25 protein-coding genes and 1 pseudogene are annotated in these 26,097 nt (G+C 36.2%); 21 read left to right on the top strand and 5 right to left on the bottom strand.

Annotation, left to right across the window (positions count from 1 at the left end):
* Positions 1–3: 3 nt before the first annotated feature.
* The 4 genes from recF to dnaA form a co-directional block, all read right to left on the bottom strand.
* Positions 4–1,119 carry a DNA replication/repair protein RecF gene (gene recF / locus ACOI1C_RS15030; protein WP_422511313.1) on the bottom strand — a complete coding sequence of 372 codons (1,116 nt, stop codon included), beginning with the start codon at positions 1,117–1,119 and terminating at the stop codon, positions 4–6.
* A 31-nt stretch (positions 1,120–1,150) separates the two neighbouring features.
* Entirely contained in the window at positions 1,151–1,375 is a 225-nt protein-coding gene (gene yaaA, locus ACOI1C_RS15025; protein WP_422511312.1) for a S4 domain-containing protein YaaA, read from the bottom strand.
* Positions 1,376–1,496: 121 nt separating this feature from the next.
* Positions 1,497–2,636 carry a DNA polymerase III subunit beta gene (gene dnaN, locus ACOI1C_RS15020; RefSeq protein WP_422511311.1) on the bottom strand — a complete coding sequence of 380 codons (1,140 nt, stop codon included), beginning with the start codon at positions 2,634–2,636 and terminating at the stop codon, positions 1,497–1,499.
* Between the two features lie 198 nt (positions 2,637–2,834).
* Entirely contained in the window at positions 2,835–4,184 is a 1,350-nt protein-coding gene (dnaA, locus tag ACOI1C_RS15015; protein WP_422511310.1) for a chromosomal replication initiator protein DnaA, read from the bottom strand.
* A gap of 1,068 nt (positions 4,185–5,252) precedes the next feature.
* On the opposite strand from dnaA, the gene rpmH reads away from it, so the two are divergent.
* The 11 genes and pseudogenes from rpmH (at position 5,253) to ACOI1C_RS14960 (ending at position 15,533) form a co-directional block, all read left to right on the top strand.
* On the top strand, positions 5,253–5,387 hold the full coding sequence (gene rpmH / locus ACOI1C_RS15010; protein WP_422511309.1) for a 50S ribosomal protein L34: 135 nt from the start codon (positions 5,253–5,255) through the stop codon (positions 5,385–5,387).
* 145 nt (positions 5,388–5,532) lie between these two features.
* The gene (gene rnpA, locus ACOI1C_RS15005; RefSeq protein WP_422511308.1) at positions 5,533–5,880 is read left to right on the top strand and encodes a ribonuclease P protein component; all 348 of its coding nucleotides are present in this window, start codon (positions 5,533–5,535) and stop codon (positions 5,878–5,880) included.
* A 181-nt stretch (positions 5,881–6,061) separates the two neighbouring features.
* Complete coding sequence (gene spoIIIJ, locus ACOI1C_RS15000; protein ID WP_422511307.1) at positions 6,062–6,838, top strand: YidC family membrane integrase SpoIIIJ; 777 nt, start codon at positions 6,062–6,064, stop codon at positions 6,836–6,838.
* Positions 6,835–7,458, top strand: a complete 624-nt coding sequence (gene jag, locus ACOI1C_RS14995) for an RNA-binding cell elongation regulator Jag/EloR (RefSeq protein WP_422511306.1) — start codon at positions 6,835–6,837, stop codon at positions 7,456–7,458. Before spoIIIJ ends, jag begins: the two co-directional genes overlap by 4 nt.
* A 380-nt stretch (positions 7,459–7,838) precedes the next feature.
* Entirely contained in the window at positions 7,839–9,215 is a 1,377-nt protein-coding gene (mnmE, locus tag ACOI1C_RS14990) for a tRNA uridine-5-carboxymethylaminomethyl(34) synthesis GTPase MnmE (protein WP_422511305.1), read from the top strand.
* A 20-nt stretch (positions 9,216–9,235) separates the two neighbouring features.
* Positions 9,236–11,128 carry a tRNA uridine-5-carboxymethylaminomethyl(34) synthesis enzyme MnmG gene (mnmG, locus tag ACOI1C_RS14985; RefSeq protein ID WP_422511304.1) on the top strand — a complete coding sequence of 631 codons (1,893 nt, stop codon included), beginning with the start codon at positions 9,236–9,238 and terminating at the stop codon, positions 11,126–11,128.
* Between the two features lie 25 nt (positions 11,129–11,153).
* The gene (rsmG, locus tag ACOI1C_RS14980; protein ID WP_422511303.1) at positions 11,154–11,870 is read left to right on the top strand and encodes a 16S rRNA (guanine(527)-N(7))-methyltransferase RsmG; all 717 of its coding nucleotides are present in this window, start codon (positions 11,154–11,156) and stop codon (positions 11,868–11,870) included.
* Positions 11,871–12,001: 131 nt separating this feature from the next.
* Positions 12,002–12,847 carry a nucleoid occlusion protein gene (noc, locus tag ACOI1C_RS14975; RefSeq protein WP_422511302.1) on the top strand — a complete coding sequence of 282 codons (846 nt, stop codon included), beginning with the start codon at positions 12,002–12,004 and terminating at the stop codon, positions 12,845–12,847.
* Between the two features lie 289 nt (positions 12,848–13,136).
* Positions 13,137–13,898 (top strand): ParA family protein, encoded by a 762-nt coding sequence (locus ACOI1C_RS14970; protein ID WP_422511301.1) that lies wholly within the window; start codon positions 13,137–13,139, stop codon positions 13,896–13,898.
* Positions 13,891–14,740, top strand: a pseudogene (locus ACOI1C_RS14965) (ParB/RepB/Spo0J family partition protein). The gene ACOI1C_RS14970 and the pseudogene ACOI1C_RS14965 overlap by 8 nt, the downstream one beginning before the upstream one ends.
* A 91-nt stretch (positions 14,741–14,831) precedes the next feature.
* Positions 14,832–15,533, top strand: coding sequence for a DUF554 domain-containing protein (locus tag ACOI1C_RS14960; RefSeq protein ID WP_422511300.1), 702 nt, complete (start codon positions 14,832–14,834; stop codon positions 15,531–15,533).
* Between the two features lie 53 nt (positions 15,534–15,586).
* On the opposite strand, the gene yyaC is transcribed toward ACOI1C_RS14960, so the two are convergent.
* Positions 15,587–16,201 (bottom strand): spore protease YyaC, encoded by a 615-nt coding sequence (gene yyaC / locus ACOI1C_RS14955; protein WP_422511299.1) that lies wholly within the window; start codon positions 16,199–16,201, stop codon positions 15,587–15,589.
* 491 nt (positions 16,202–16,692) lie between these two features.
* On the opposite strand from yyaC, the gene ACOI1C_RS14950 reads away from it, so the two are divergent.
* From ACOI1C_RS14950 to rplI, 10 genes are all read left to right on the top strand, one after another.
* Positions 16,693–17,622, top strand: a complete 930-nt coding sequence (locus ACOI1C_RS14950; protein ID WP_422511298.1) for a mechanosensitive ion channel family protein — start codon at positions 16,693–16,695, stop codon at positions 17,620–17,622.
* A gap of 29 nt (positions 17,623–17,651) precedes the next feature.
* On the top strand, positions 17,652–17,852 hold the full coding sequence (locus tag ACOI1C_RS14945; protein ID WP_422511297.1) for a DUF951 domain-containing protein: 201 nt from the start codon (positions 17,652–17,654) through the stop codon (positions 17,850–17,852).
* A 21-nt stretch (positions 17,853–17,873) separates the two neighbouring features.
* Complete coding sequence (locus ACOI1C_RS14940; RefSeq protein WP_422511296.1) at positions 17,874–19,877, top strand: molybdopterin-dependent oxidoreductase; 2,004 nt, start codon at positions 17,874–17,876, stop codon at positions 19,875–19,877.
* Positions 19,878–19,992: 115 nt separating this feature from the next.
* Complete coding sequence (ychF, locus tag ACOI1C_RS14935; RefSeq protein WP_422511295.1) at positions 19,993–21,093, top strand: redox-regulated ATPase YchF; 1,101 nt, start codon at positions 19,993–19,995, stop codon at positions 21,091–21,093.
* A gap of 251 nt (positions 21,094–21,344) precedes the next feature.
* Positions 21,345–21,635: a 30S ribosomal protein S6 gene (gene rpsF, locus ACOI1C_RS14930; RefSeq protein WP_422511294.1), complete on the top strand. Its 291-nt coding sequence runs from the start codon at positions 21,345–21,347 to the stop codon at positions 21,633–21,635.
* Between the two features lie 45 nt (positions 21,636–21,680).
* Positions 21,681–22,199: a single-stranded DNA-binding protein gene (gene ssb, locus ACOI1C_RS14925; protein ID WP_422511293.1), complete on the top strand. Its 519-nt coding sequence runs from the start codon at positions 21,681–21,683 to the stop codon at positions 22,197–22,199.
* Between the two features lie 39 nt (positions 22,200–22,238).
* Positions 22,239–22,481: a 30S ribosomal protein S18 gene (gene rpsR, locus ACOI1C_RS14920; RefSeq protein ID WP_422511292.1), complete on the top strand. Its 243-nt coding sequence runs from the start codon at positions 22,239–22,241 to the stop codon at positions 22,479–22,481.
* A gap of 223 nt (positions 22,482–22,704) precedes the next feature.
* On the top strand, positions 22,705–23,607 hold the full coding sequence (locus ACOI1C_RS14915; protein WP_422511291.1) for a YybS family protein: 903 nt from the start codon (positions 22,705–22,707) through the stop codon (positions 23,605–23,607).
* A 30-nt stretch (positions 23,608–23,637) separates the two neighbouring features.
* Entirely contained in the window at positions 23,638–25,614 is a 1,977-nt protein-coding gene (locus ACOI1C_RS14910) for a DHH family phosphoesterase (RefSeq protein WP_422511290.1), read from the top strand.
* Positions 25,611–26,057 (top strand): 50S ribosomal protein L9, encoded by a 447-nt coding sequence (gene rplI / locus ACOI1C_RS14905; protein WP_422511289.1) that lies wholly within the window; start codon positions 25,611–25,613, stop codon positions 26,055–26,057. Before ACOI1C_RS14910 ends, rplI begins: the two co-directional genes overlap by 4 nt.
* Positions 26,058–26,097: the final 40 nt, after the last annotated feature.

The raw sequence follows: 26,097 nt of genomic DNA, 5'->3' as shown, positions 1-26,097 counted from the left end.
TCATCATAGCCTATCGATTACCCCAGAACTGACATGATATTTTGCTGCTTGCTTTAGTGTTTCATGATCAATTCCCTCGACATTTGTTGTTGTCACAAAGGTTTGAACTTTTCCTTGAATGAAATTAAGTAGATGTGATTGTCTATAGTCATCTAATTCAGAGAGAACATCGTCTAGAAGTAAAATTGGATATTCACCAATTTCTGAATGAATTAATTCGATTTCTGCTAATTTTAAAGAGAGAGCGGTCGTTCGTTGTTGACCTTGAGAGCCAAAAGTTTGAACATCCTTACCATTTACAAAAAATAGGAGGTCATCACGGTGGGGGCCTGCTAAAGTCATGCCGCGATCCATTTCTCTTTCTCTTATTTTATCAAATTTCTCCTCGAATACTTCTATCATTTTCGACAACTCTATGCTCTCTGATACATCAACAGATGCTTTATACTGAATTTCAAGTGTTTCTAACCCTCTACTTATTCCTTTGTGAACAGGATCAGCCCATTTTTGAAGCAATTGTAAAAACTCAAACCGTTTTTTTATTATCTTTGCTGCTACCTCTATAAGCTGCTCTGTTAAGACATCAAGCATTGTTGTATTTCTCTCTTTTTGTCTTTGGAGCTGCTTCAAATAGTGATTTCGTTGCTGAAGGATTTTTTGATACTTGCTTAAATCATACATATAAACAGGGGATACTTGGCCTATTTCCATGTCAAGAAATCTACGTCTTACTTGTGGACTACCTTTTACAAGATTAAGATCCTCTGGTGCAAACATGACAATATTCATTGCACCTATATATTGACTCAGTCTTTGCTGCTCGATATGATTTAGCTTCGCCTTCTTACCTTTTGTGGTTAGGACGAGTTGAAGTTGTAATTGGCCTTTTGTACGGTTAACTCTACCCTCTATTTTAGCATACTCTTCGTCCCATCTGATAAGATCTTTATCATTTGAAGTGCGATGGGATTTTGCAATAGCTAAAACATAGATGGCTTCCATCAAATTGGTTTTCCCTTGAGCGTTTTCCCCAAGTATAACATTCACTTTATTTTCAAAAGGGATCTCTATCTTTTTATAGTTTCGGTAATTTGTTAAAGTTAAATTTTCAATAAACAAGGGAATTCCCCCAAATTTCGTTCATTTGCTGTTATTCAATTCCACTCGTAACTGTGAAAGATCCCTTACCCTCGATCAAAATAGAGTCACCATTACGTAATTTTTTTCCACGTCGATTTTCTTGTTCTCCATTTACCGTAATTGCGTGTTCTTCTAAAAACCATTTAGCCATACCACCAGAGTCAATAAGATTTGCTAATTTTAAAAATTGACCAAGGGTTATGTACTCTGTCTGAATTGCTACTTTAGTTGTCATTTCTATTCTCCTGCCTTTTAGTTCAATAGTTCGTTATCTTTATTGTACTAGATTAATGTGAACAATAAAAGAAAGCTTAGAGGTAATCTTGTTCTTTACCTTCAAAGCTTTCCTTTTCTAATTAATAGGTTCTTACAGGAAGAATTAATTGTAGTGTTGTGTTGTCATTTACAGGTTGGATGAAGAAAGGTCTCATTGCTCCTGTAAAACTAATTTTTATATCAGAGCCTTCAATTGCTTTTAGAGCATCCATCATAAACTTCGCACTAAACGAAATTTTTAATTCTTCGCCTTCTATCTTTTCACTTTGAATCCCTTCCGTTACTTTCCCTATTTCAGGAGAATCAGACGAAATCTCTACTGTACCATCTTCAAAAGTACTGAATTTCACGACATTGTTTCGTCCTTCTCTTGCTAAAAGAGAGGCACGATCGATGGCATGTAGAAGTTCTTTACTATTTAAAAAGATATCCGTTTTACTTTCAGTTGGAATTAATCTAGAAGTATCAGGATAGTTTCCATCCAATAATCTTGAGAAAAATAGAAGATTTTTCATCTTAAAGAGAACTTGTTGCTCAGTTATGACAATTTCAACATGGTCAGTTGTGTCATCTAGTATTTTACTTAGCTCGTTTAGACTTTTTCCTGGAATAACTACGTTGGCCGGTGGTATTGAGTGAGAAGATTCAATTAGTGCTTTACGAAAAGCTAATCTATGGCTATCTGTTGATATACAGTGTAATTCTCCATTTTCAAACTTCCAATTTACCCCTGTTAATATAGGTCTCGTCTCAGATGTTGAGACAGCAAAAACAGTTTGTCTAATCATATGCTTTAAGAGATCAGCAGGTAATGAGAATACTTGCTCTTCACTTATTTGTGGAAGTTGTGGGTATTCGTCTGAATCAATCCCATTTAGGTGGAATTCTGCCTTACCAGAGCGAATGGCGACCTGTAAATTATTTTGAACCTCTATTTCAACAGTGTCTAGGGGTAATTTTCTTACAATTTCGCTAAAAAAGCGTGCCTGTAAGACAATACTGCCGCTTTGTCTGATCTCGACAATTTCACTTCCATCAGCTTCTACAGGAATAAATGATTCAATAGATATGTCTGAATCACTACCAGTTAGGGTGACTCCTTCTTCTGTAGCTACAATTTTAATTCCAGAAAGAATAGGTATAGTCGTTCGTGAAGAAACTGCTTTCATTACATCTTGAACTCCCTGAACTAGAAAATCCTTTTGAATCAAAAATTTCATTTTAAAATTCCCCTTTTCGTCATAAGTCGATTTTCATAATCATATAGTAAATATTTATTTAAATAATAGTAGTAATAGTAGTAGGGACTGTGGATTTGTGGATAACCGGGTAGGGTGATTGGAAACACAGCCTATCCACATGTGGACAGACTGTGTGTAAGTAAGTTCAAGTTATGCACACTATTAACTTATAAAAAATTATTTTTTTAAGAGTCCTTGGATATCTTTTATCTGTTTTTCAAATTGTGAGTCAGATTGAATCATATTTGAAATTTTCTCATGAGCATGGATAACAGTACTATGATCTCTACCACCAAATTCTTCACCAATTTTAGGTAATGAAAAGTCAGTCAACTCACGAGATAGATACATCGCAATTTGACGAGGGAAAGCGACTGATTTTGTTCTCTTTTTTGCTTTAAAATCCTCAAGTTTAACGTTGTATTGCTGACCAATAAATCGTTGAATGTCAAGAATCGTTATCACTTTAGGCTTGGAGCTTGGAATGATATCTTTTAGTGCTTCAGCAGCTAAATCTGCATTTATATCCTTATTTATTAAAGAAGAGTAGGCGACAACTCTTATCAATGCACCTTCTAATTCACGAATGTTTGAATCGATTTGATTAGCAATGTAGAGCATCACTTCATTTGGTATATCTAAGCCTTCAGCCCTAGCTTTTTTACGCAAGATTGCAATTCGCGTTTCTAGATCTGGTGGAGTGATATCTGTAATCAATCCCCACTCAAATCGTGAACGAAGTCGATCTTCAAGAGTTGGTATTTCTTTTGGCGGTCGATCACTTGAAATAACAATTTGCTTACTTTCTTCATGTAATGTGTTAAATGTATGGAAGAATTCCTCTTGTGTTTGTTCTTTTCCAGCAAGAAATTGAATATCGTCAATTAAGAGAACATCAACACTTCTGTATTTATTTCTAAAATTTACGGCTCTATTATCACGAATGGAATTAATAAATTCATTTGTAAACTTCTCTGAGGACAAATAAACTACTTTTGCAGAAGGGTTATGGTCAATAACATAATGTCCTATAGCATGCATCAAGTGAGTTTTTCCTAGTCCAACTCCACCATAAATAAATAGTGGATTATAAGCTTTTGCGGGAGCTTCAGCTACAGCCAATGAAGCAGCATGAGCAAAACGGTTCCCAGATCCAATAACAAATGTATCAAATGTATATTTTGGATTTAACATACTTTGTGGCAAATCATGTGGCTCATCGTCTACCTTAGACAATCTTTTCTTCGGTAGCTCAAGGTTAAAGTCTTCTTCCTGATGATTTTGGGGAATAATAAATTTAATCTCGAGTTCGGCTCCTGTAATGTCATAAATTGTGTCTCCGATTAAAGAGGAGTAACGGGATTCTAGCCAGTCTCTTGCAAATTCATTCGGAGCTGTAATGATCAATGTATTGTTTTTGAGAGCATGTGCTTTGGTTGATTTTAACCAGGTCTCATAGCTCGGCTTACTCAACTTTTTTTCAATCTCTTTTAGAGCTTTGTTCCATAAGTCAGAGATATTCTCCAAACTATCCCTCCTTTGCACCATATTTTTATCACGTACAATCTTTGTACAACTAGATTGTATAGAAGAGAATAAATATACATTTCCACAATTAATGTTAGCAATCAGTATAATAGGAAGAGAAGAGGTTATTCGACAGTATCCACCATATGTGGACAACTTTTTAAACAATCACTGTATAAACTATCCACATCTTATCCACACTCTGTGGATAAGATGTTTTACATTAGTAGATTATTAAGAGTGAAACATAACTATAATATCAAAAAAAATTCAGAGTTGCAATGGTTTTTTAATAGTTATCCACAAGCACCACAGCTTGTGGATTTTAATTGTCCACAACACAATATACTGTGTAAAAGTTGTCGATAACTGTTGAAAGGTGAAAGAGTATGGTCATTAGTTTATCCACAGGACAAAAAAACATGGTTATTTGACAAATTTTCTTCATGAATGATCTTGTTGAGATTTACTTGATCTTTTGTTTGGTCCTAGACACAAAATAGGATAATGATTATCCATTTTACTCAGAATGACATTCATCAAAATCGAATTATTTTAATAAAAGTTTAAATAAATGTCTTTTTGGAAGTGTTTTAAAGAGAGGCTGTTTTCGTGAAGTTTGTTTCTATATAGAAGTGTGTTGATTGCAGCGAGATTTGCTCGCTGCAATCAACTTAATTATCAAAGGGAAGATTTCACAAAACTTTTATTTGAAAACTACCATCGTTTAGATTTGAGCCTAAAGAAAAAACACCTACGACTATTTATTCAGAGCTAGTAGAATAGAGAAAATTATGGGATTTTGGAAATCAAGTTGACATTTACATCAATCGTTCACTATAATTATTGAGACTGTCTTTTTGTTATTAATTCAAAAAGGTTATTGGACAACAAAACAAAGGGTGAAGTTGTTCATAAGCGATCCCTATAAACTAGATTGATTTGTAGTGAATGACGTTAAAAGGAAAGAACTAAGGTCCTTTCATTTAGGGAATTGCCTAGTTTCAACATGTTGTTAGTCTAAAAGCTAGCCACGAAATGAAGTAACCTCAGGAGGTGTCATAGATAATGAAACGTACGTACCAACCAAATAAGCGTAAGCGTAGTAAAGTTCATGGATTCCGTAGCCGTATGAGTAGTCCGACTGGAAGAAGAGTTCTTGCACGTCGTCGCCTTAGAGGAAGAAAATTATTATCAGCTTAAGACCACTGTTGAACAGTGGTTTTTTTTCGATTATTTAATCCAATTAATCAATCGATTAAATAAATAATCAACAAGGCGTTTTAAAGGATAATTTTGAGATGCGTTGGCTAAAATGTCATCATGTGTCACAAAGTGGAGTGTTTGGATGAAGAAACCATTTCGTATAAAGAAAAATAAAGATTTTCAAGAGGTTTTTGGGCGTGGAAAATCAACAGCTAATCGCCAGTTTGTTATCTATGTGGTAAACCGACCAGAACAGGATCATTACAGAGTAGGTCTCTCAGTAAGTAAAAAAATTGGAAATGCTGTCATGCGTAATCGAATAAAAAGATTAATTCGACAGGTTGTGTTGGAATTTTCCGATGTTTTGAGAAGTGGTAAGGATATTGTTATCATTGCTAGGAAGCCCACTGCAGAAATGGATTACTATGAGGTAAAATCTTCCCTGGAACATGTATGGAAGCTTGCGAAGATCCTAAACAGTCGTAAATAGTTATTTTTCGACAGGATAGAAGAATTAGCTGCAAAAGTTGCTGAATTTGTCATGCTTTTATTCTATTATATAAAAGATATTTTCTATAAGAAGTGTTACAATCATTTTGATAAGCTTGTTTGTATATATGTTTTTTAAGTTTTACATAGGCAAGATAATGCTAAAGGAGGATTAAGTAGTAGTGAAGAAACGGTTATTATTTTTATTTTCCTTGCTAGTAGTTCTAGCAACTCTGACTGGCTGTACAGAAGTAAATCAAGATATTACTGCTGAAAGTGAAGGAATTTGGAATCAGTATTTTGTATATCCGCTATCAAGATTAATTATTTATTTTGCAGAACTTTTTGGTGAAAACTATGGTCTTTCGATAATTATTGTTACGCTTATAATACGCTTTGCCTTGTTACCACTAATGATTAAGCAAACTAGAAGTTCAAAGGCAATGCAAGCTTTACAACCAGAGATGCAGAAGCTAAAAGAAAAATATAGTTCCAAGGATCAGAAAACACAACAAGAGCTGCAGAAGGAAACAATGGCATTATTCCAGCAAAATGGAGTAAATCCTTTAGCAGGGTGTTTTCCAATCTTAATCCAAATGCCGGTTCTTATTGCGTTCTATCATGCAATAATGAGAACGGGTGAAATATCAACGCATGATTTTCTATGGTTTGACCTAGGTGAAAAAGATCCTTATTATATTTTACCTTTAGTTGCGGGTGCAACAACCTTTATTCAGCAAAAGATCATGATGGCTAGTGGTGCTGCGATGCAAAATCCACAGATGGCCATGATGCTTTGGATTATGCCAATCATGATTATTGTTTTTGCAATCAATTTTCCTGCAGCACTATCACTATATTGGGTAGTAGGAAATATTTTTATGATTGTTCAAACTTTATTGATTAAGGGCCCCGACATAAAATTAACTGCAGAAAGTACAGGAGGAGCTAAAAAGTGAGAGAAGTAACTGCTACGGGTCAAAGTATTCAAGCAGCAGTATTCTCTGCACTAGCTCAGTTAAAAGCCAATAGAGACGATGTGGATATTGAGATAATAGATGAAGGGAAAAAGGGTTTCTTTGGACTCTTTGGAGCTCGACCATCTCTTGTTTTAGTGAAAATGAAACATGACCCAATCCTTGAAACAGAACAATACCTTAGAAACATTTCTGAGAAAATGGAATTAGATATCCATATTACACATGAAGTAAAAGATCGGGAAGTTATTTACCAGCTTTCAGGCAGGGATATTGCTCTTTTAATAGGAAAAAGAGGTCAAACTTTAAATTCTCTACAGTATCTTTCTCAATTAGTTTACAACCGGCACACAAGACGTTACTGCACGGTTGTTTTAGATGCAGAACACTACCGGGATAGAAGAAAAGAAACATTAATGCAGCTAGCAGTCAAATTAGCTGAAAAAGCAGTCCAAACAAGAAAAGATATTAAGTTAGAGCCAATGCCTTCAAATGAAAGAAAAATAATTCATACGGCATTAATGAAAAATAAAGAAATAAAAACATCATCTGCTGGTTTGGAGCCATACAGACATTTAGTTATTTCACCAGTTAGAAAATAGTAATCTTTAAGAGGCTTGGGGTATTAGATACCCCAAGCCTCTTTTTAGTTGGAATTAAAAGGAAAGGCTCTTTTCTAAAAGATTGTTGTTTTTCAAATAGGAATTTTGTGAAATTATTGATGAAAGCCTCTTAAACCAATCAGTTTATTTCAGCACATGAAAGTTGTTATTGTCATTAAGATTGTGGATAAGTTAAAATTGAGATATAGTAAAGTGTGCTCGGGAATCTTATCCACAGTGGATAAGATTGGTGCATTTAGTTTTGGGGAATAATGTGCATAATATCTACGCTTAATAAGTAGGAGAAAATACTAGTCATGAAATTTAAACGTTAATATATAGAATGATTTTACGACCGAGGAAGGGGCGAAACCATAACCATGCATTTTGATACGATCGCAGCCATATCGACTCCTATGGGTGAGGGAGCTATTGCAATTGTGAGATTGAGTGGAGAAGGAAGTATCTCCGTTGCTACTAAAATCTTTAAAGGAAAGCACTTAACAGAAGTGCCATCACATACCATTCATTATGGACATATATTGGATACGAAATCAGGACTTATAGTTGAAGAGGTTATGGTCTCTGTTATGAGGGCCCCAAGGACCTTTACAAAAGAAGATGTAGTAGAGATTAACTGTCATGGGGGTCTTGTTACGGTTAATAAGGTATTGCATTTAGCTCTTGAAAATGGTGCTAGACTTGCTGAGCCCGGAGAGTTTACAAAGAGAGCATTTTTAAACGGTCGGATTGATTTATCACAGGCAGAGGCCGTTATGGATTTAATTCGAGCTAAAACAGACAAAGCTATGAATGTTGCACTTGGTCAAATGGAAGGTAGATTATCTAAATTAATTCAACAACTTCGTCAAGAGTTACTAGAGACGTTAGCTCATATTGAGGTTAATATTGATTACCCAGAATATGATGATGTAGAAGAAATGACTCATTCCATGCTTATTGAAAAATCCTTAAGTGTTCGTCTGGAGATTGAAAGACTCCTGATGACCTCACAGCAAGGAAAGATATTAAGAGAAGGTTTATCTACAGCTATTATTGGTCGGCCTAATGTAGGGAAATCTTCATTATTGAATAGTCTAGTTCATGAAAATAAAGCTATTGTAACTGATATCCCAGGAACGACAAGAGATGTAATAGAAGAGTATGTGAACGTCAGAGGAGTCCCATTACGATTGCTCGATACGGCTGGAATACGGGAAACAGAGGATATCGTAGAGAAGATTGGCGTAGAACGTTCTAGGCAAGTGTTAAAAGAAGCTGATTTGGTCTTACTTGTCCTTAATAATAATGACATTCTTTCTCCTGAAGATGAGCTGCTTTTTAAAGCTGTTGAAGGAATGGATGTGATTGTCATTATAAATAAAATGGATCTACCCCAAAGAATAAATGTAGATCGTATTAAGGAACTAGCAGCTACTCATCCATTAATCTCAACCTCTTTAGTTGAAGACCTTGGTGTTGACCAGCTAGAAGAGGCAATTTCATCCTTGTTTTTCTCCGGATCAATAGATTCACATGATCTGACCTATGTTTCTAATTCACGACATATTGCTTTACTATCACAAGCTAACAAAACCATACAAGATGTAATTCACGGAATTGAAAGTGGTATTCCCATTGACTTAGTGCAAATAGATTTAACCAGAACATGGGAGCTCCTTGGGGAAATTGTAGGGGATTCAGTTCACGAAAGTTTAATTGATCAACTTTTTTCTCAATTTTGCTTAGGTAAATAGGTTTTTTAGGAGGTTCTTACATGCAACATTATGACGCTGGTAATTATGATGTGATTATCATTGGGGCAGGTCATGCCGGATGTGAAGCAGGACTCGCTTCTGCTAGAATGGGCGCAAAAACATTAATGATTACTATTAATTTAGATATGGTTGCCTTTATGCCATGTAATCCATCGGTTGGTGGCCCTGCAAAAGGAATAGTCGTCCGGGAAATTGATGCTCTTGGCGGAGAAATGGGAAGAAATATCGATAAAACATACATTCAAATGAGAATGTTGAATACAGGTAAAGGTCCTGCTGTTCGAGCCTTACGAGCACAGGCTGATAAGTTCGCCTATCAGCATGAATTAAAGAAAACGATTGAAAATCAAGAAAACCTAACTTTACTTCAAGGAATGGTCGATCGATTACTTGTGGAGGATGACATATGTAAAGGTGTTATGACAAATACCGGTGCATTATACCATTCCAAAACGGTCGTCATTACGACTGGAACTTTTTTAAGAGGGAAAATTATTATCGGTGATCTCCAGTATTCAAGTGGACCAAATAATCAACAGCCCTCGATTAAGTTATCAGAACACCTACAAGAGCTTGGCTTTGATTTAGTTCGTTTTAAAACGGGTACTCCACCTAGAGTGAATGGCCATTCCATTGATTATTCAAAAACGGAGATTCAACCTGGTGATGATGAACCGCGGGCTTTTTCGTATGAAACGACGAAATTTATTACAGATCAAATTCCTTGCTGGTTAACCTATACTAGTCTAGAAACACATCAAATCATTGATGATAACTTGCATCGATCTCCTATGTATTCAGGCATGATAAAAGGAACAGGGCCAAGATACTGCCCATCTATTGAAGATAAAATTGTACGATTCAATGATAAACCACGACACCAAATCTTCCTTGAACCAGAGGGAAGACACACACAAGAAGTATATGTACAGGGACTTTCTACAAGCTTACCAGAAGACATTCAACGGAAAATGCTAGTCTCAATTCCAGGTCTAGAAAACGTTCAAATGATGAGAGCGGGATATGCAATTGAATACGATTCAATTGTTCCAACTCAGTTATGGCCGACTTTAGAAACCAAAAGGGTAGAATCACTCTATACAGCAGGTCAGATTAATGGTACCTCTGGTTATGAAGAAGCGGCAGGGCAAGGCTTAATGGCAGGAATTAATGCTGCAGCTAAAGCCTTAGGTATGGAAGAAGTGATATTAGATCGATCAGAGGCTTATATTGGTGTGCTAATTGATGATCTGATTACAAAAGGAACAGATGAACCTTATCGATTGTTAACATCAAGGGCAGAATATCGCTTATTACTTCGTCATGATAATGCAGATCTAAGACTTACAGAAATTGGATATAAAATAGGATTAATTTCTGAAGAGCGATACAAACGTTTTGAAACCAAAAAAGAAGAGATTCGTATAGAAAAAGAACGTCTTCAAAAAGTTATTATTAAACCAACTTCTCAAACACAGCAATTGATTAAAGAAGCCGGTGGAAGTGAACTAAAAGATGGAATCAGAGCAACTGATTTATTAAAACGGCCAGAAATGACATATGCTCATATTAGTCAGCTAGCTCCTGCTGATACACTTGTTAATGAAGTAGTGGCAGAACAAATAGAAATTCAAATTAAATATGAGGGCTATATTGAGAAATCGCTGCAACAAGTAGATCGTATGAAGAAAATGGAGAATAAGAAGATTCCGGAAAATATTAACTATGATGCAATTTCAAACTTAGCAACTGAAGCAAGACAAAAGCTAAAGGAAGTTCAACCACTATCACTAGGGCAAGCATCGCGTGTTTCAGGTGTTAATCCAGCGGATATTTCCATATTATTAGTGTATTTGGAACAAGGTAAGATTGCGCGAGTATCTAACCAATAAGGTGATGCTGAGAAAGGATACTGTTATGAATCAAGACCAATTTATTTTACTGCTTAAGGAGAAAGGAATCACTCTTACTCCTAAGCAAGTGAGTCAATTTGAGCTTTATTTCCAGTTATTGATTGAGTGGAATGAAAAAATGAATTTAACAGCCATAACTGAAAAAGGGGAAGTCTACTTAAAACATTTCTACGACTCTATTTCTGCAGCCTTCTATGTGGATTTCACAAAGGAAATATCTATTTGTGATGTAGGAGCGGGTGCAGGGTTTCCTAGCATTCCAATTAAAATTTGCTTCCCGCATTTAAGGATATCCATCGTTGATTCTCTTCAAAAAAGAATAAACTTTTTGAATGAATTAGCTAAGCAGTTGGATTTATCAGATGTCCATTTTTATCATAATAGGGCAGAAACATTCGGACAAAACCCAGCATTTAGAGAAAAGTATGATTTGGTGACAGCACGAGCCGTTGCTCGTTTATCTGTATTAAGTGAATTATGCTTACCATTAGTCAAACAAAATGGTTTATTTGTCGCAATGAAGGGTGCAGCTGCAAAGGATGAATTAGAACAAGGACAAGCTGCTATAAAAGTACTAGGAGGGGCACTAATAGAAGAGTACTCATTCCAATTACCTACAGAAGAAAGTGAACGCTCTCTATTCATTATTGAGAAAAAACGTAAAACTCCAAAGGAATATCCACGAAAGGCAGGAACACCCAATAAGACACCTATAGTTTAGGTAGTACACCAATCGAGTAGGTGGATTATTGTTAAAGTAAAATGTTTCACGTGAAACATTTTTCAAAGAAGGAAAGTCATGGTTTACGACGAATATATATAAGAGGAGTTTCCTAAAGGTGGTGTTGGAGAATGAAGAGTCCTTTTTCTAGAATCTTCGGTATAGGGGAAAAAGAAGATAGTGAGATCATTGAGAAGACAGAAAATGAAGAAATAAAAAAGATTCTTCTATCTAATATTGTCCCAAATAGATATCAACCCCGTACAGTATTTGATGAAGGTAAAATTGATGAGTTAGCTTTAACAATTAGAACACACGGAATTATCCAACCAATAGTTGTTCGAGAATATGACCAAGGTAAATTTGAGATTATTGCAGGAGAGAGACGATTCCGAGCAGTTACAAAGCTTGGGTGGGAGACAATACCAGCGATTGTAAAAGATTTTAACGATGCAGAAACTGCTTCTGTAGCTTTAATAGAAAACTTGCAACGTGAAGAGCTTTCAGTTATCGAAGAAGCGTTCGCTTATGCAAAATTATTAGAACTACACAATTTAACACAAGAAGCGCTGGCTCAACGGTTAGGCAAAGGGCAATCTACTGTTGCCAATAAACTACGTCTATTAAAGCTACCTGAAGAAGTCCAAAACGCACTGCTTTCGAAACAAATAACTGAAAGACACGCAAGAGCACTCATACCTTTAAAAGATTCAGAAAAGCAGATTAAGCTACTTAATGAAATAATTTCTCAAGAATTAAATGTGAAACAGACAGAAAATAGAGTGAATAGATTAACAGAAGAATTGAATGAAAAACCAAAGCCGAAACGAAAAGCATTTAGTAAAGATATGCGTATTGCAATGAACACCATACGTCAATCGTTAACGATGGTTCAAGATAATGGAGTTGAACTTGACTCAACCGAGGAAGAATTTGAAAAATACTATCAAATAACCATAAAAATCGTTAAAAAATAGAGTGTAAATCCCTTTCATCGGATAGGGATTTTTTTTATGAACAGAGCTTATAAGGTTTACGTATTTTGAAATCAGCTACAGTTATCAACTCCTTGAGCTCAAATAACCTCAAGGCAAAGCAAAAAACACGTATTTAACTTAAAAAAACTACTTGTTTGAGTTATACGGTGCTCTTGTGCATTTTTTTCTTGAAAAAATAATTTTAGAAATAAAACTCATTTTTTTCATATTCGTGATAAAATGGTATAGTTAATAGAATAATAGGATAGATTTGAAGGTAGGTGACAGCGTGGCTAGAATCATCTCGGTTGCAAACCAGAAGGGTGGGGTTGGAAAAACCACCACATCAGTAAATTTGGGTGCATGTTTAGCATACTTAGGAAAGAAAGTTCTCCTAGTAGATATAGATCCCCAAGGCAATGCCACTAGTGGAGTAGGTATTGATAAAGCTGATGTTGATTCATGTATTTATGATGTTTTAGTAGAAGATGCCAATGCTAAAGATGTAATTAAACCAACAGATGTTGAAAACTTATATATTATCCCTGCTACCATTCAGTTGGCGGGTGCAGAGATTGAATTAGTACCAACGATTTCAAGAGAAGTAAGATTGAGAAGAGCCTTAGAATCAGTTGAAGCATCTTATGATTTTATTATTATTGACTGTCCTCCATCATTAGGGTTACTCACAATCAATTCTCTCACAGCATCCAATTCAGTACTGATTCCAGTTCAATGTGAATACTATGCCCTTGAAGGATTGAGTCAGTTACTCAATACGGTCCGATTAGTACAGAAACATTTGAACACCAATCTTATGATAGAAGGCGTCTTACTTACAATGCTAGATGCTCGTACAAATCTCGGAATACAAGTAATTGACGAAGTGAAAAAGTACTTTCAAGAAAAAGTGTATAAATCGGTTATACCTAGAAATATACGTTTAAGTGAAGCACCTAGTCATGGTAAGCCGATCATTATTTATGATCCGAAGTCAAGAGGTGCAGAGGTATATCTAGACCTTGCAAAGGAAGTGATGATAGGTGGCTAAAGGACTCGGGAAAGGAATCAATGCATTTTTCCCTAATGTTGACTTAAATAAAGAGGAATCAATCCATCAGATTAAGTTAAAAGACATACGTCCTAATCCATATCAACCTCGTAAACACTTCGAAGAGGAAGCAATCCAAGAATTAAAGGAATCCATAATCCAGCATGGAATACTTCAGCCTATCATAGTGCGAAAAAGTATAAAGGGCTATGAGATTGTTGCTGGAGAAAGACGTCATCGTGCTGCAAAAGCTGCTGGACTTGAGTTAATCCCAGTTGTAGTTAGAGAATTTACAGAGCAACAAATGATGGAATTAGCTCTGTTAGAGAACCTGCAACGCGAGGACTTAACTCCAATTGAAGAAGCGTTTGCCTATCAATCTTTGCTTGAACACCTAGATATTACTCAAGAACAGCTTTCGAAGCGAATAGGGAAAAGTAGACCGCATATCGCTAATCATATACGATTATTATCCCTTCCTGAAGTGATTAGGAGCTACATAACAGAAGGTAAACTTTCAATGGGGCACGGTAGAGCACTTCTTGGTTTAAGAAAAAAGGATAAAATAAATATCCTTGTCGAAAAAATACTCAAAGAACAATTGAATGTTAGACAACTTGAACACCTAGTGAACCAATTAAATGAAAATGTTTCACGTGAAACATCGAAACCGAAAATAGAAAAAGATATTCTCATTAAAGAGCGAGAAACAATTTTGAGAGAAAAATTTGGAACATCCGTATCCATTAGGCAAACAAAGAAAAAAGGTAAAATTGAAATTGAATTTTTTTTCGCCTGATGATCTTAACCGAATACTAGAGTTATTGGATGTAATCGAATAACTGCAATTCCAACCACTTAACGTGGTTTATTTTTTTAGTTGGATATAAAACCAGAGAATAACATTGTGTATTCTAAAAGGGGATACTATATATGGTGCTACTAGGGACGATAGTTAATGGAATCTGTATCATACTTGGAACAGTAATGGGCAGTTTCCTAACCAAGATTCCAGAAAAAGTTAAGCATACAGTTATGCAAGGAATTGGTTTGTCTGTTTCCTTGCTTGGAATTCAGATGGGATTAAAAAGTGATCAATTTTTGATTGTGATTGTGAGTATAGTATTTGGTTCAATAATAGGAGAGTTGCTAGATTTAGATGAAAAGTTGAACCAATTAGGATTATGGATTGAAAAGAAGATTGGGACTAGAGCTAAAGGAAACATAGCGAAAGGATTCGTTACCGCAACATTGATTTTTGTTATAGGGGCAATGTCCATTATCGGTTCACTTGATAGCGGATTGAGAAACGATCATCAAGTGCTATACACAAAATCATTAATTGATGGTTTTACGAGTATTATCTTGACAACAACTCTTGGAGTAGGAGTTGTGCTATCTGCAATTCCGGTCATGTTATATCAAGGATCAATTACCTTGTTTGCTAAACAAATTGAACAGTTTGTTCCATCTATATTAATGGATAGTTTTATTGTAGAGATGACCTCAACTGGAGGATTAATGATTCTTGCAATAGGGCTCAATCTATTAGGAATCACAAAAATTAGAGTAGCCAATCTTTTACCGAGTATTTTAGTTGTGGCACTAATTGTAATAATCCTTTATCAGTTTTAACGAATTCTTTTAAAAGCTCACCTTCCTACATATTTGGAAGATGAGCTTTCTTTCTATATAGATTTAAAACGATCCGCAAACTTCGCAGCCAATTGCTTTCTTTTTGATAGTATGCTCGCTTCATAAATCCCTTCAGAAATGGAGTTTGCCATCTTCATCACTAAGTTAAGTCGAGTATTTTGTAAAACAAAGAACTCCATAAAACCGCTAACATTTACTATGCCAGTTATATGTATATCACCAACTGGTGGTAATTCCTTTTGTACGCCAGCTCCAGGCTTCACTGGACCAGACCCAACAGTAACAATACCAACGTTCTTTAATCTTCCTAAACATGCATCAATTCCGATAATAAAAGGCTGATGTAATTGCTTGTTTATATATTGTAGTTGTTCCTCTAAATTCACAGCATGAATTGGATTTTCTAGAGTGCCATAAACATGAAAAAGAGAGGGTTTTCTTTCTTCGAGCTTTGTTCCTATTAAAGGACCGAGCGCATCACCAGTAGACCGGTCTGTTCCAATACAGATAATAGCTATAGACTGATTGGTTTTTATAGGAAGGTGCGAGACGATAGAAGTTGCAATCTTTGTAGATGATCCTACCTCATCAAAAGGAACCTTTAATTCCCCGCCCTTCTTATCAAAAAAACTCGGTCTAAGATTCATAGATTCCACCCCTTATTAATTGTAATAACAGTATACGGAGAATTCTCTCATTCTATACATATGTACTAGAAATTTAGGTTATTTATCAGAGCTCTTTTCTAAAAGATTGTTTCTTTTTAAAAGGAGTTTATGAAATCTTCCTGTTGATAAATAAGTTGAGTAGAGCGAAAGGTTCGCCACTCCTGCGCAAGCAGCGGGACAGGCGAGACCCACATAAAGAGAGAATCCTGGAGTGGAAATCAACAGGTAAATTTAACACATACTTTTTAAAAAGTGGACTTTTCCAGTGCCCTCAAGTGAGCATCCCCTCGCTAAAATCCACCACTTATCATATTGCTTAAATAGCAAGAAAGTTATAATAAAGAAAAAAACCTAATTACTTCATGAGGGCATGTGAGATTAATTAAAAGAATGTGGTGAATTGGTTTACTTAACAATTTAAAATTGCTATAAATGGGAGTAATATATTGATATGATAGAAAAAGAGAAGAATGTACGATTTACAAACAAAGTTAGGAAGTGTAGCTGATATGATTACAGAGGTTTATGAAAAAATAATGAATTATTTAACAGATGAAAAGATTTGGTTAGGATTGGGACAGGGACTCCTTAAGATTATATTGATCATTCTAATTTCGAATATATTAATACGTGTTGGTAAGATTATGTTGCATAATATATTTAAAATCCGTACAGCAAGCCCTTTACGTGTAACGGAAAGAAGAGAAGCAACACTATTGAAGTTATTAGATAACATTTTGACCTATGTGATCTATTTTATTTCCTTTATTATGATTTTAGAAGTATTTACAATAGAAGTAACAGCATTACTTGCTGGAGCAGGAGTTGCAGGATTAGCCATTGGGTTTGGAGCTCAAAATCTTGTCAGAGACGTTATCACTGGATTTTTTATTATTTTTGAAGATCAATTTTCTGTAGGTGATTATATTCGAACAGGAAATTTTGAAGGGTCTGTAGAAGAAATAGGATTAAGAATAACAAAACTTAAAAGTATAACAGGTGAAATTCATATAATCCCTAATGGAAACATAACAGATGTGACAAACTTCTCCATCTCAAATAGTGTTGCGATCGTTGATGTGAGTATTGCTTATGAAGGGGATATTGTGAAGGCAGAAAGGGTCATTCAAGAGCTATTAGAGGAAATGCCATCTAGATATGAAGATATGGTGAAAACTCCTGAGCTATTGGGTATTCAAATGCTTGGAGTATCTGATGTAGTGCTCCGAATCGTTTCTGAGGTGAAGCCGATGAAACACTTTGCCATTTCAAGGGCACTAAGAAAAGAGATAAAATCTTGTCTAGATAAAAATGATATTGAGATTCCTTTCCCACGTTTAGTTATGTATAACCGTAAGGAAGAACCTGGAAGTAAAGGTAAGCTTGAACATGAAGAATAAGAATATAAGTAAGAGAGGAGCCATATGGGATGGAAGAGAAAGTATTTGGACTAAATGATATTGTTGAGATGAAAAAACAGCATCCCTGTGGTACGAATCGTTGGAAAATCATTCGAATGGGAATGGACATACGAGTTAAATGTGAAGGATGTCAGCATAGTGTTATTATCCCAAGAAAAGAGTTTTCTAGAAAAATGAAAAAGGTATTAGTGCAATTTGAAGGCGAATAAGTAGAGTAGGAGAGATGAAAGGTGGAGAAAGAGGTTAAATCAGCTTGCCCTCTAAACTGTTGGGATAGTTGTGGACTTACGGTGACAGTTAGCCATGACAAAATCGTGAAAATTGAAGGTGATTTGGATCATCCAATCACAAAAGGGAAGATTTGTGGAAGAGGAAGAGCCTTAGAAGCCAGAACGAATAACCCACAACGTCTTACAACACCACTGAAGAAGGTTAACGGTTCATTTCAACCAATTACATGGGATCAAGCTTTGGAGGAAATTTCGAGCACTATGGCGGGGATTAAAGAAGAGTATGGGAGTACAGCCATTCTTCATAGCCATGATTATGCGAATAGTGGGCTGCTCATTAACTTAGACAAACGTTTCTTTAATCTTTTTGGTGGTGTGACTGAACTTGTGGGTAGTCTTTGCTGGGGAGCAGGGATTGAAGCTCAAAAATGGGATTTCGGGGATTCGTATAGCCATGCACCACATGATATCTTAAATAGTAAGCATATTGTGGTGTGGGGAAGAAATGTTGCCAGAACGAATATGCATTTATATGAATACCTTCAAGAAGCCAAGAAAAAGGGTGCCACTTTAACTGTTATTGATCCAATATATAATGCAACAGCTAAGATTGCAGATGAATATATTTCAATTAAACCTGGAATGGATTCATTTTTAGCTTTAGGAATTATGAAAGAGGTATGCCGTTTAAAATTAGAAGACCGCCATTTTATTACCCATCATTCAGTTGGTTTTAGTGATATAGAAGAGTTGCTACAGTCTGTCACTTTACGAGAACTCTCATTATATACAGAAATTGAAGAACGTGTGTTCACTAGTCTTGCTGAGATTTATGGAAATGGACCTACCTCGACCTATTTAGGCCTAGGTATGCAACGATATGAGAATGGTGGGAACACTATTCGTTGCATTGATGCTCTGATTGCCATGTGTGGTAATGTTGGAATTCCTGGTGGTGGAGCCAATTATGGAAATTTACAGGTTGGCCAAAGCTTTAATATAGATGCTCTGACTCTTCCGCACAGGAAAATCAATCACCGTACTTTCACGATGATGAAACAAGCGGAGGAGATAGTGAATTCAACTGAACCTCCAATTAGAATGGTCGTTGTGACTTGTGGCAATCCATTAACCCAAGTTCCGGATACCACTAAAGTTAGAGAGGCTTTCGAGAAAGTGGAGACAGTTGTTGTCATCGAACAATATATGACGGATACAGCAGCGATGGCAGATTATTTACTCCCCACTACTTCATCCTTCGAGGTAGAAGATGTATATTATGCATCTATGTATCATGGGTATGTCAATTATAGTCCTGCACTCGTTACTGCTCCAGGGGAAGCGAAGTCAGACCTATGGATATGGTCAAGGTTAGCGGAAAAGCTCGGGTTTGGAGAAGACTTTACATATAATCGCGAGCAGTTTTTACAAATGGGACTATCGAATTTAAAGGATTACGGGATTACCCTTGAACAACTTAAAGTTGAAAATCACCTTCTTTTACCAGTGAAGGATGTTCCATGGGAAGATAAAGTTTTTAAAACACCTAGTAGTAAATATGAATTTACAGCAAGCTTGGCCAAACAAAAAGGCTTAAATGGAAGACTAACTCTCTCATTTCCTAAGGAGTCTTCAAATCAAAATCCGGAACTTGAAGAGAAGTATCCTTATTCACTCTTATCCTTGCATCCAATGCGATCAAATCATTCACAAAATTATCACCTTATCTCCGGGCTGCAGCAAAATAAAATAGAAATCTCAGCCGATATTGCAAAGGAAGAGGGAATAGAAGAAAACGACAGGGTCAAGGTTTACAATAAACGTGGTGAATTGACCGGAAACGTTAAAATTATGAAAAAATCACACCGTAAAATGATTAATATTGATGAAGGTAACTGGCATGCATTTGGTGGAAGTGTTAATCAGCTAACTTCAAATGGAAAATCAGATAATGGACTAGGAAGCATTCTTTACGATTGCTTAGTAAATATAGAGAAATGTTAATGGTACCGAATGGTGCCTTTTCTTTTTGTCGCAGGGGAATAGCTTGTCTTTTTAAGTGGTAGTATCTATAATTGGGAAAGATTAAAGTGTTTACGAGAAACAAGGAGTGAATGAGATGGCATTAACAGCTGGTATTGTGGGACTTCCAAATGTAGGGAAATCCACACTATTTAACGCAATTACGCAAGCAGGTGCTGAGTCTGCAAATTACCCGTTCTGTACAATTGATCCGAACGTAGGAGTTGTAGAAGTACCTGATCAACGATTAAATAAATTAACAGAGCTAGTAAACCCAAAGAAAACAGTACCAACAACGTTTGAATTTACAGATATTGCAGGTATCGTAAAAGGTGCTAGTAAAGGGGAAGGTCTTGGAAACAAATTCCTCTCACATATTAGACAGGTTGACGCTATATGCCAAGTGGTTCGCTGTTTTGAAGATGACAACATCACTCACGTTTCAGGTAAGGTAGATCCAATTGATGACATCGAAACCATCAATCTAGAACTCATTCTTGCCGACTTAGAGACAGTTGAAAAGCGAATTGATCGTGTAGCAAAACTGGCAAAAGGAAAAGATAAGGATGCTGTAATAGAGCATGAAGTTTTAGTACTATTAAGAGAAGCTTTTGAGCTAGAAAAGCCTGCACGTACAGTCGAATTTACAGATGATCAGCTAAAGATTGTAAAAGGTTTACATCTATTGACGATTAAGCCGGTTCTATATGTAGCAAATGTTGGAGAAGACGATGTAGTAAATCCATCTGAGAATCCTTATGTGCAAAAAGTAAGAGATTTTGCAGAAAAGGAAAATGCTCAGGTTATCGTGATTTGTGCAAGAATTGAAGAGGAAATCTCTGAATTAGACCCAGAGGAAAAGAAGGCATTCCTTGAAGAATTAGGAATTGAAGAATCAGGATTAGACCAATTGATCCGTGCTGCTTATTATCTACTTGGGCTAGCAACGTATTTCACGGCAGGTGTTCAGGAGGTACGTGCATGGACATTTAAAAAAGGTATGAAAGCACCACAGTGTGCTGGAGTTATTCATACTGATTTTGAACGTGGTTTTATTCGTGCTGAAACAGTGTCTTACGATGATCTTCTTGCAGCAGGAAATATGGTTGCTTCCAAAGAAGCGGGTAAGGTTCGTTTAGAAGGAAAAGAGTATATCGTTCAAGATGGAGATGTCATTCATTTCCGATTTAACGTTTAAGTTTGACCACCCAAAAGGCGCTTGCATTTGAATCCATACTGAGCACTATGAGGTCGTATAACGGAGTGGCGAAAAGGATAAAAGTGCATGTAGCTTGAAACATTTGCTTTTCCCGGGCTAAACGAGACAATTTAGCTTTTCTTCTAGTTGCAGAAGACAGCGGTCTCTGATATAATATTCAATTGTGAGTAATTAGTTTAAATTATTCCTTGCCCATGACTGGGCCGCTAGTCCAAAAGGAGGTGACAGAAATGAGAAAGTACGAAGTTATGTACATCATTCGTCCAAATATTGAAGAAGAAGCTCAAAAAGCGCTTGTTGAACGTTTCAACGGTATCTTATCTGAAAATGGTGCTGAGTTAACAAATGTTAAAGAATGGGGTAAGCGTCGTCTTGCATATGAAATCAATGATTTCCGCGATGGTTTCTACATGCTAGTTAACATGACCGCTCCAGCAGTAGCTGTTCAGGAGTTTGATCGTCTTGCGAAAATTAACGAAGACATCATCCGTCATATGGTTGTTAGTTTAGAGGACAAGTAAAAAATAGATAGTTATAGTAGTATTCTTAAGGGAGTTGGCTTTGTAATGATGAATCGCGTTGTACTTGTAGGTCGTTTAACTAAAGATCCAGAATTGCGTTATACACCTAGTGGTGTGGCAGTTGCGACGTTTACGTTAGCAGTTAACCGCACGTATACTAATCAACAAGGAGAGCGCGAGGCTGATTTTATTAACTGTGTCATTTGGAAACGTCCGGCTGAAAACGTTGCAAACTTCCTGAAAAAAGGAAGCTTAGCAGGTGTTGATGGTAGAATTCAATCAAGAAGCTACGAAGGTCAAGACGGGAAACGTGTATATGTGACAGAGGTTCTTGCAGATAGTGTTCAGTTCTTAGAACCCAAGGGTGGAAGCAACGCTGAACGCGGTGGTTCCTTCGGCGGCGGACAGGACAACTCTTCATATGGACAAGATCAGGGACAAAGAAATCAGAATCAGAATCAAAATCAAAACCAGAAAAATCAAGGATACACTCGTGTAGATGAAGATCCATTTGCTAATAATGGTGAACCAATTGACATCTCAGATGATGATTTGCCATTTTAATAGACGGATTAAAATTCAAGTAGAGAGGAGGAACTTTTGATGGCTGGATTCCGTAAAGGTGGTCGTGGTGGTAAGCGTAAAAAGGTGTGTTTCTTCACATCAAACGGTATTATCACGATTGATTATAAAGATGTAGATTTATTAAAGCGTTTTGTATCTGAGCGTGGTAAGATTTTACCTCGTCGTGTTACTGGTACAAGTGCTAGATATCAACGTAAATTAACAATTGCAATTAAGCGTGCACGTCAAATGGCATTGCTTCCATATGTATCTGGAGAATAAATAAACGAAGCAGCAGGGGAACCTCGCTGCTTTTCTTATGGATAAAAGGATCATACATACCACAGTTAATCAGGCTGTGGTTTTTCTGTTTGATCAAATCCATCTAAAATAGGAGAAGATTAGTGGTTGTGTTATACTATCACAAGAATTAATGAATACATAAAGTCTATTTTAAGGGGTGATCTACCTGAGTAAAACGAAAGTAATAACAGAAGGTGCTAGTATGTTAGCACTGTTTATCGTTTTATTTATTACTACTCTATACATGCCATTCTTGGGAAGTATCACTTCATTACTCCTTTCGTTACCCTTTGTTGTTTTCGTAGCGAGGAACGGCTGGAAGAGTGGTATCATTTTATTCATTGCTGCACTTATTTTAACGTTATTATTTGGATCCATCTTCGCCATTCCATTGACCTTTATTATGGGTTCTAGCGGTGTAGTAATGGGTCATTTATATAAACAAAACCGTTCTAAATTTGAGGTTCTATCTTTTAGTAGTATTGCCTTCATATTAAATCTGCTAGTACTTTATGTCCTAGTGATTACTGTATTTGAAGTGAATATCCCAGAGGTGATTCTTCAGGCAAGTGAAGATTCCTTGAAAATAACCCGGGAAATGATGGAGAAAATGGGCCAATCCCTCGATGGGGACCGTCTAGTTTTGATGGAAGAGACTTTACAGTTAATACCCTTATTACTTCCAACCATTATTGTACTTACTGGGATTATTTTTGCGCTTATTACCCAAATTTTCTCTACACTAATTTTAAAAAGACTTGGGTTTCAAATTGAGAAATGGCCCCCCATACGTGAAATCCAATTACCTAAAAGCATTATTTGGTACTACCTGATCTCAATGATATTCATGATTATTCCATTAGATAAAGATTCATTTCTATTTCTAGCTGTCCTTAATTTGCATCAAATTATGCAACTCTTAATGGTGTTACAAGGAATTTCATTCATCTTTTACTATTGCTATCATAAGAATATTTCAAAAGGGATACCGATTACGATTGCCATTGTGTCCCTCTTATTTCAACCTTTACTTTATATTGTTAGGATAATAGGTATAATTGATTTAGGATTTAACTTGAGAAACAAAGTAGAACAAAAAAAATAGAAGACATGTTTAGGAGCTGAAAATGAAAACATGCCTAATTTTTATCGGAAGCGAATCTTTCGTTATCCCATTTATACATTAGTTGGTATTACCGCTTTTTTAATAGGAGTCATTGGTTTTTATCAGTGGATTCTTGGTCTTCTTGGATTTACGATACTGGGTGTTCTTCTTTATTTCCTCTTGAGATCAGATACTCTATTTCGTCAGGATATGGAGCAGTATATTTCAACTCTATCCCATCGAGTTAAAAAAGTAGGGGAAGAAGCCTTAATGGAAATGCCAATTGGCATAATTCTATATAATGAGGAATATCAGATTGAATGGACCAATCCGTATATGACCTCTTTTTTCGGAGAGGAATCGATTATTGGTAAATCTATTCAGGATTTATCTGAAGCACTTCTTCCATTAATAAAGCAAGAAGTTGAAATTGAAGTTGTTTCCATACACAGTCGAAAGTTAAAGATAATGAATAAAAAAGAGGAAAGATTGTTATATTTCTTTGATGTAACTGAACAAGCTGAAATTGAAAAGCTTTATGAGGATGAACGGTCAGTACTGGGTGTGATCTTTTTAGACAACTATGATGAAGTAACCCAAGGGATGGACGATCAACGGAAGAGTAATATTAATAGTCAGGTGACCTCAATCTTAAATAAATGGGCAACAAATAACGGTGTTTTTCTAAAAAGGACATCATCAGAACGGTTCTTTGCTGTTTTCAATGAGCAAATATTGTATGTACTAGAAAAAACTAAGTTTGATATTTTAGACCAAGTAAGAGAGAATACATCAAAGCAGAGTATTCCTTTGACTTTAAGTATTGGAATCGGTTCAGGCACTCCTTCACTTCCTGAACTAGGATCATTAGCTCAATCCGGGTTGGATTTAGCATTGGGACGAGGTGGAGATCAAGTAGCAATTAAGCAATCCAATGGGAAGGTTAAGTTTTACGGTGGTAAAACTAATCCAATGGAAAAGCGAACAAGAGTAAGGGCAAGGGTGATTTCCCATGCATTACGAGAGCTTGTAATAGAAAGTGATAAAATAGTCATCATGGGACATAAATACCCGGACATGGATGCAATTGGTGCCTCTATTGGAATTTTAAAGGTAGCCCAAGCTAATCAAAGAGAAGGATTTATTGTCATCGATAAAAATGAACTGGATACAGGTGTTCAACGCCTAATTAGTGAGATTAAGTTGCATCCAGAGCTTTGGTCTCGGTTTATAACACCTGAGCAAGCAATTGAGATTTCTACAGAAGAGACCTTACTTGTCGTAGTTGATACACATAAGCCTTCATTAGTTATTGAAGAGAAGTTGCTGTCTAAATTGGATCGTGTGGTAGTTATTGATCATCACAGGCGTGGTGAGGATTTCATTGAGAACCCATTGCTTGTTTATATGGAGCCATATGCGTCATCTACAGCAGAGCTCGTGACAGAACTTTTAGAATATCAACCAAAACGGTCGAAGTTAGATATGCTAGAATCAACAGCGTTATTAGCTGGAATTATTGTTGATACAAAAAGCTTTACACTTCGAACCGGTTCTAGAACCTTCGATGCTGCTTCTTATTTAAGAGCACATGGTGCAGATACGATTCTCGTCCAAAAGTTCTTAAAAGAAGATATAAATGTTTTTGTAAAACGTTCAAAAATCATAGAGAAAACTGTACTTTATAAAACTGGATTAGCCATCGCAAAAGGAAATCAAGACGAGCGATATGATCAAGTGTTAATAGCCCAATCTGCAGATACTCTTCTGTCTATGAGTGGTGTTATTGCCTCGTTTGCTATTGCCACAAGACATGATGGAGTAGTTGGAATAAGTGCCAGGTCATTAGGTGATATTAATGTTCAATTGATCATGGAGGCGTTAAAGGGTGGTGGGCATTTAACAAATGCTGCTGCTCAGTTATCAAACTGTACAATTGATGAAGCGGAGAAAAAGTTACAAGTAGCCATAGATGAGTATATCGAAGGGAGTAGTATAGAGTTATGAAAGTGATATTCTTAAAGGATGTTAAAGGTAAAGGGAAAAAGGGAGAAGTTAAAAATGTTGCGGACGGTTATGCACATAATTTCCTAATAAAGCAGGGATTGGCGATTGAAGCAAGTAATGCAAATGTAAGCACTCTCGAAGGACAAAAGAAAAAAGAACAAAAAGAGGTTGAGGAAGAATACCAACAAGCTCAAAACCTAAAAGGGACTCTTGAGGAATTGACTGTTGAATTGAAGGCAAAGTCAGGAGAAGGCGGTCGCCTTTTCGGATCCATAACGACAAAGCAAATTGCAGATGAGCTTCTAAAGGCCCATAAAATCAAGATCGACAAACGCAAAATGGAATTAAGTGATCTTATTCGTTCATTAGGTGTGACAAATGTTCCTGTTAAACTTCACCCGAAAGTAACAGCAACCTTAAAAGTACATGTTAAAGAAATATAAAGAAGAAAGCAGCTAATGGTAGCTGCTCCTTCTATTTTTA

It is taken from the genome of Bacillus sp. DJP31, from assembly GCF_049310945.1.
GTDB lineage: Bacteria > Bacillota > Bacilli > Bacillales > SA4 > Bacillus_BS.
This window is presented reverse-complemented; position numbering and strand designations above follow the sequence as displayed.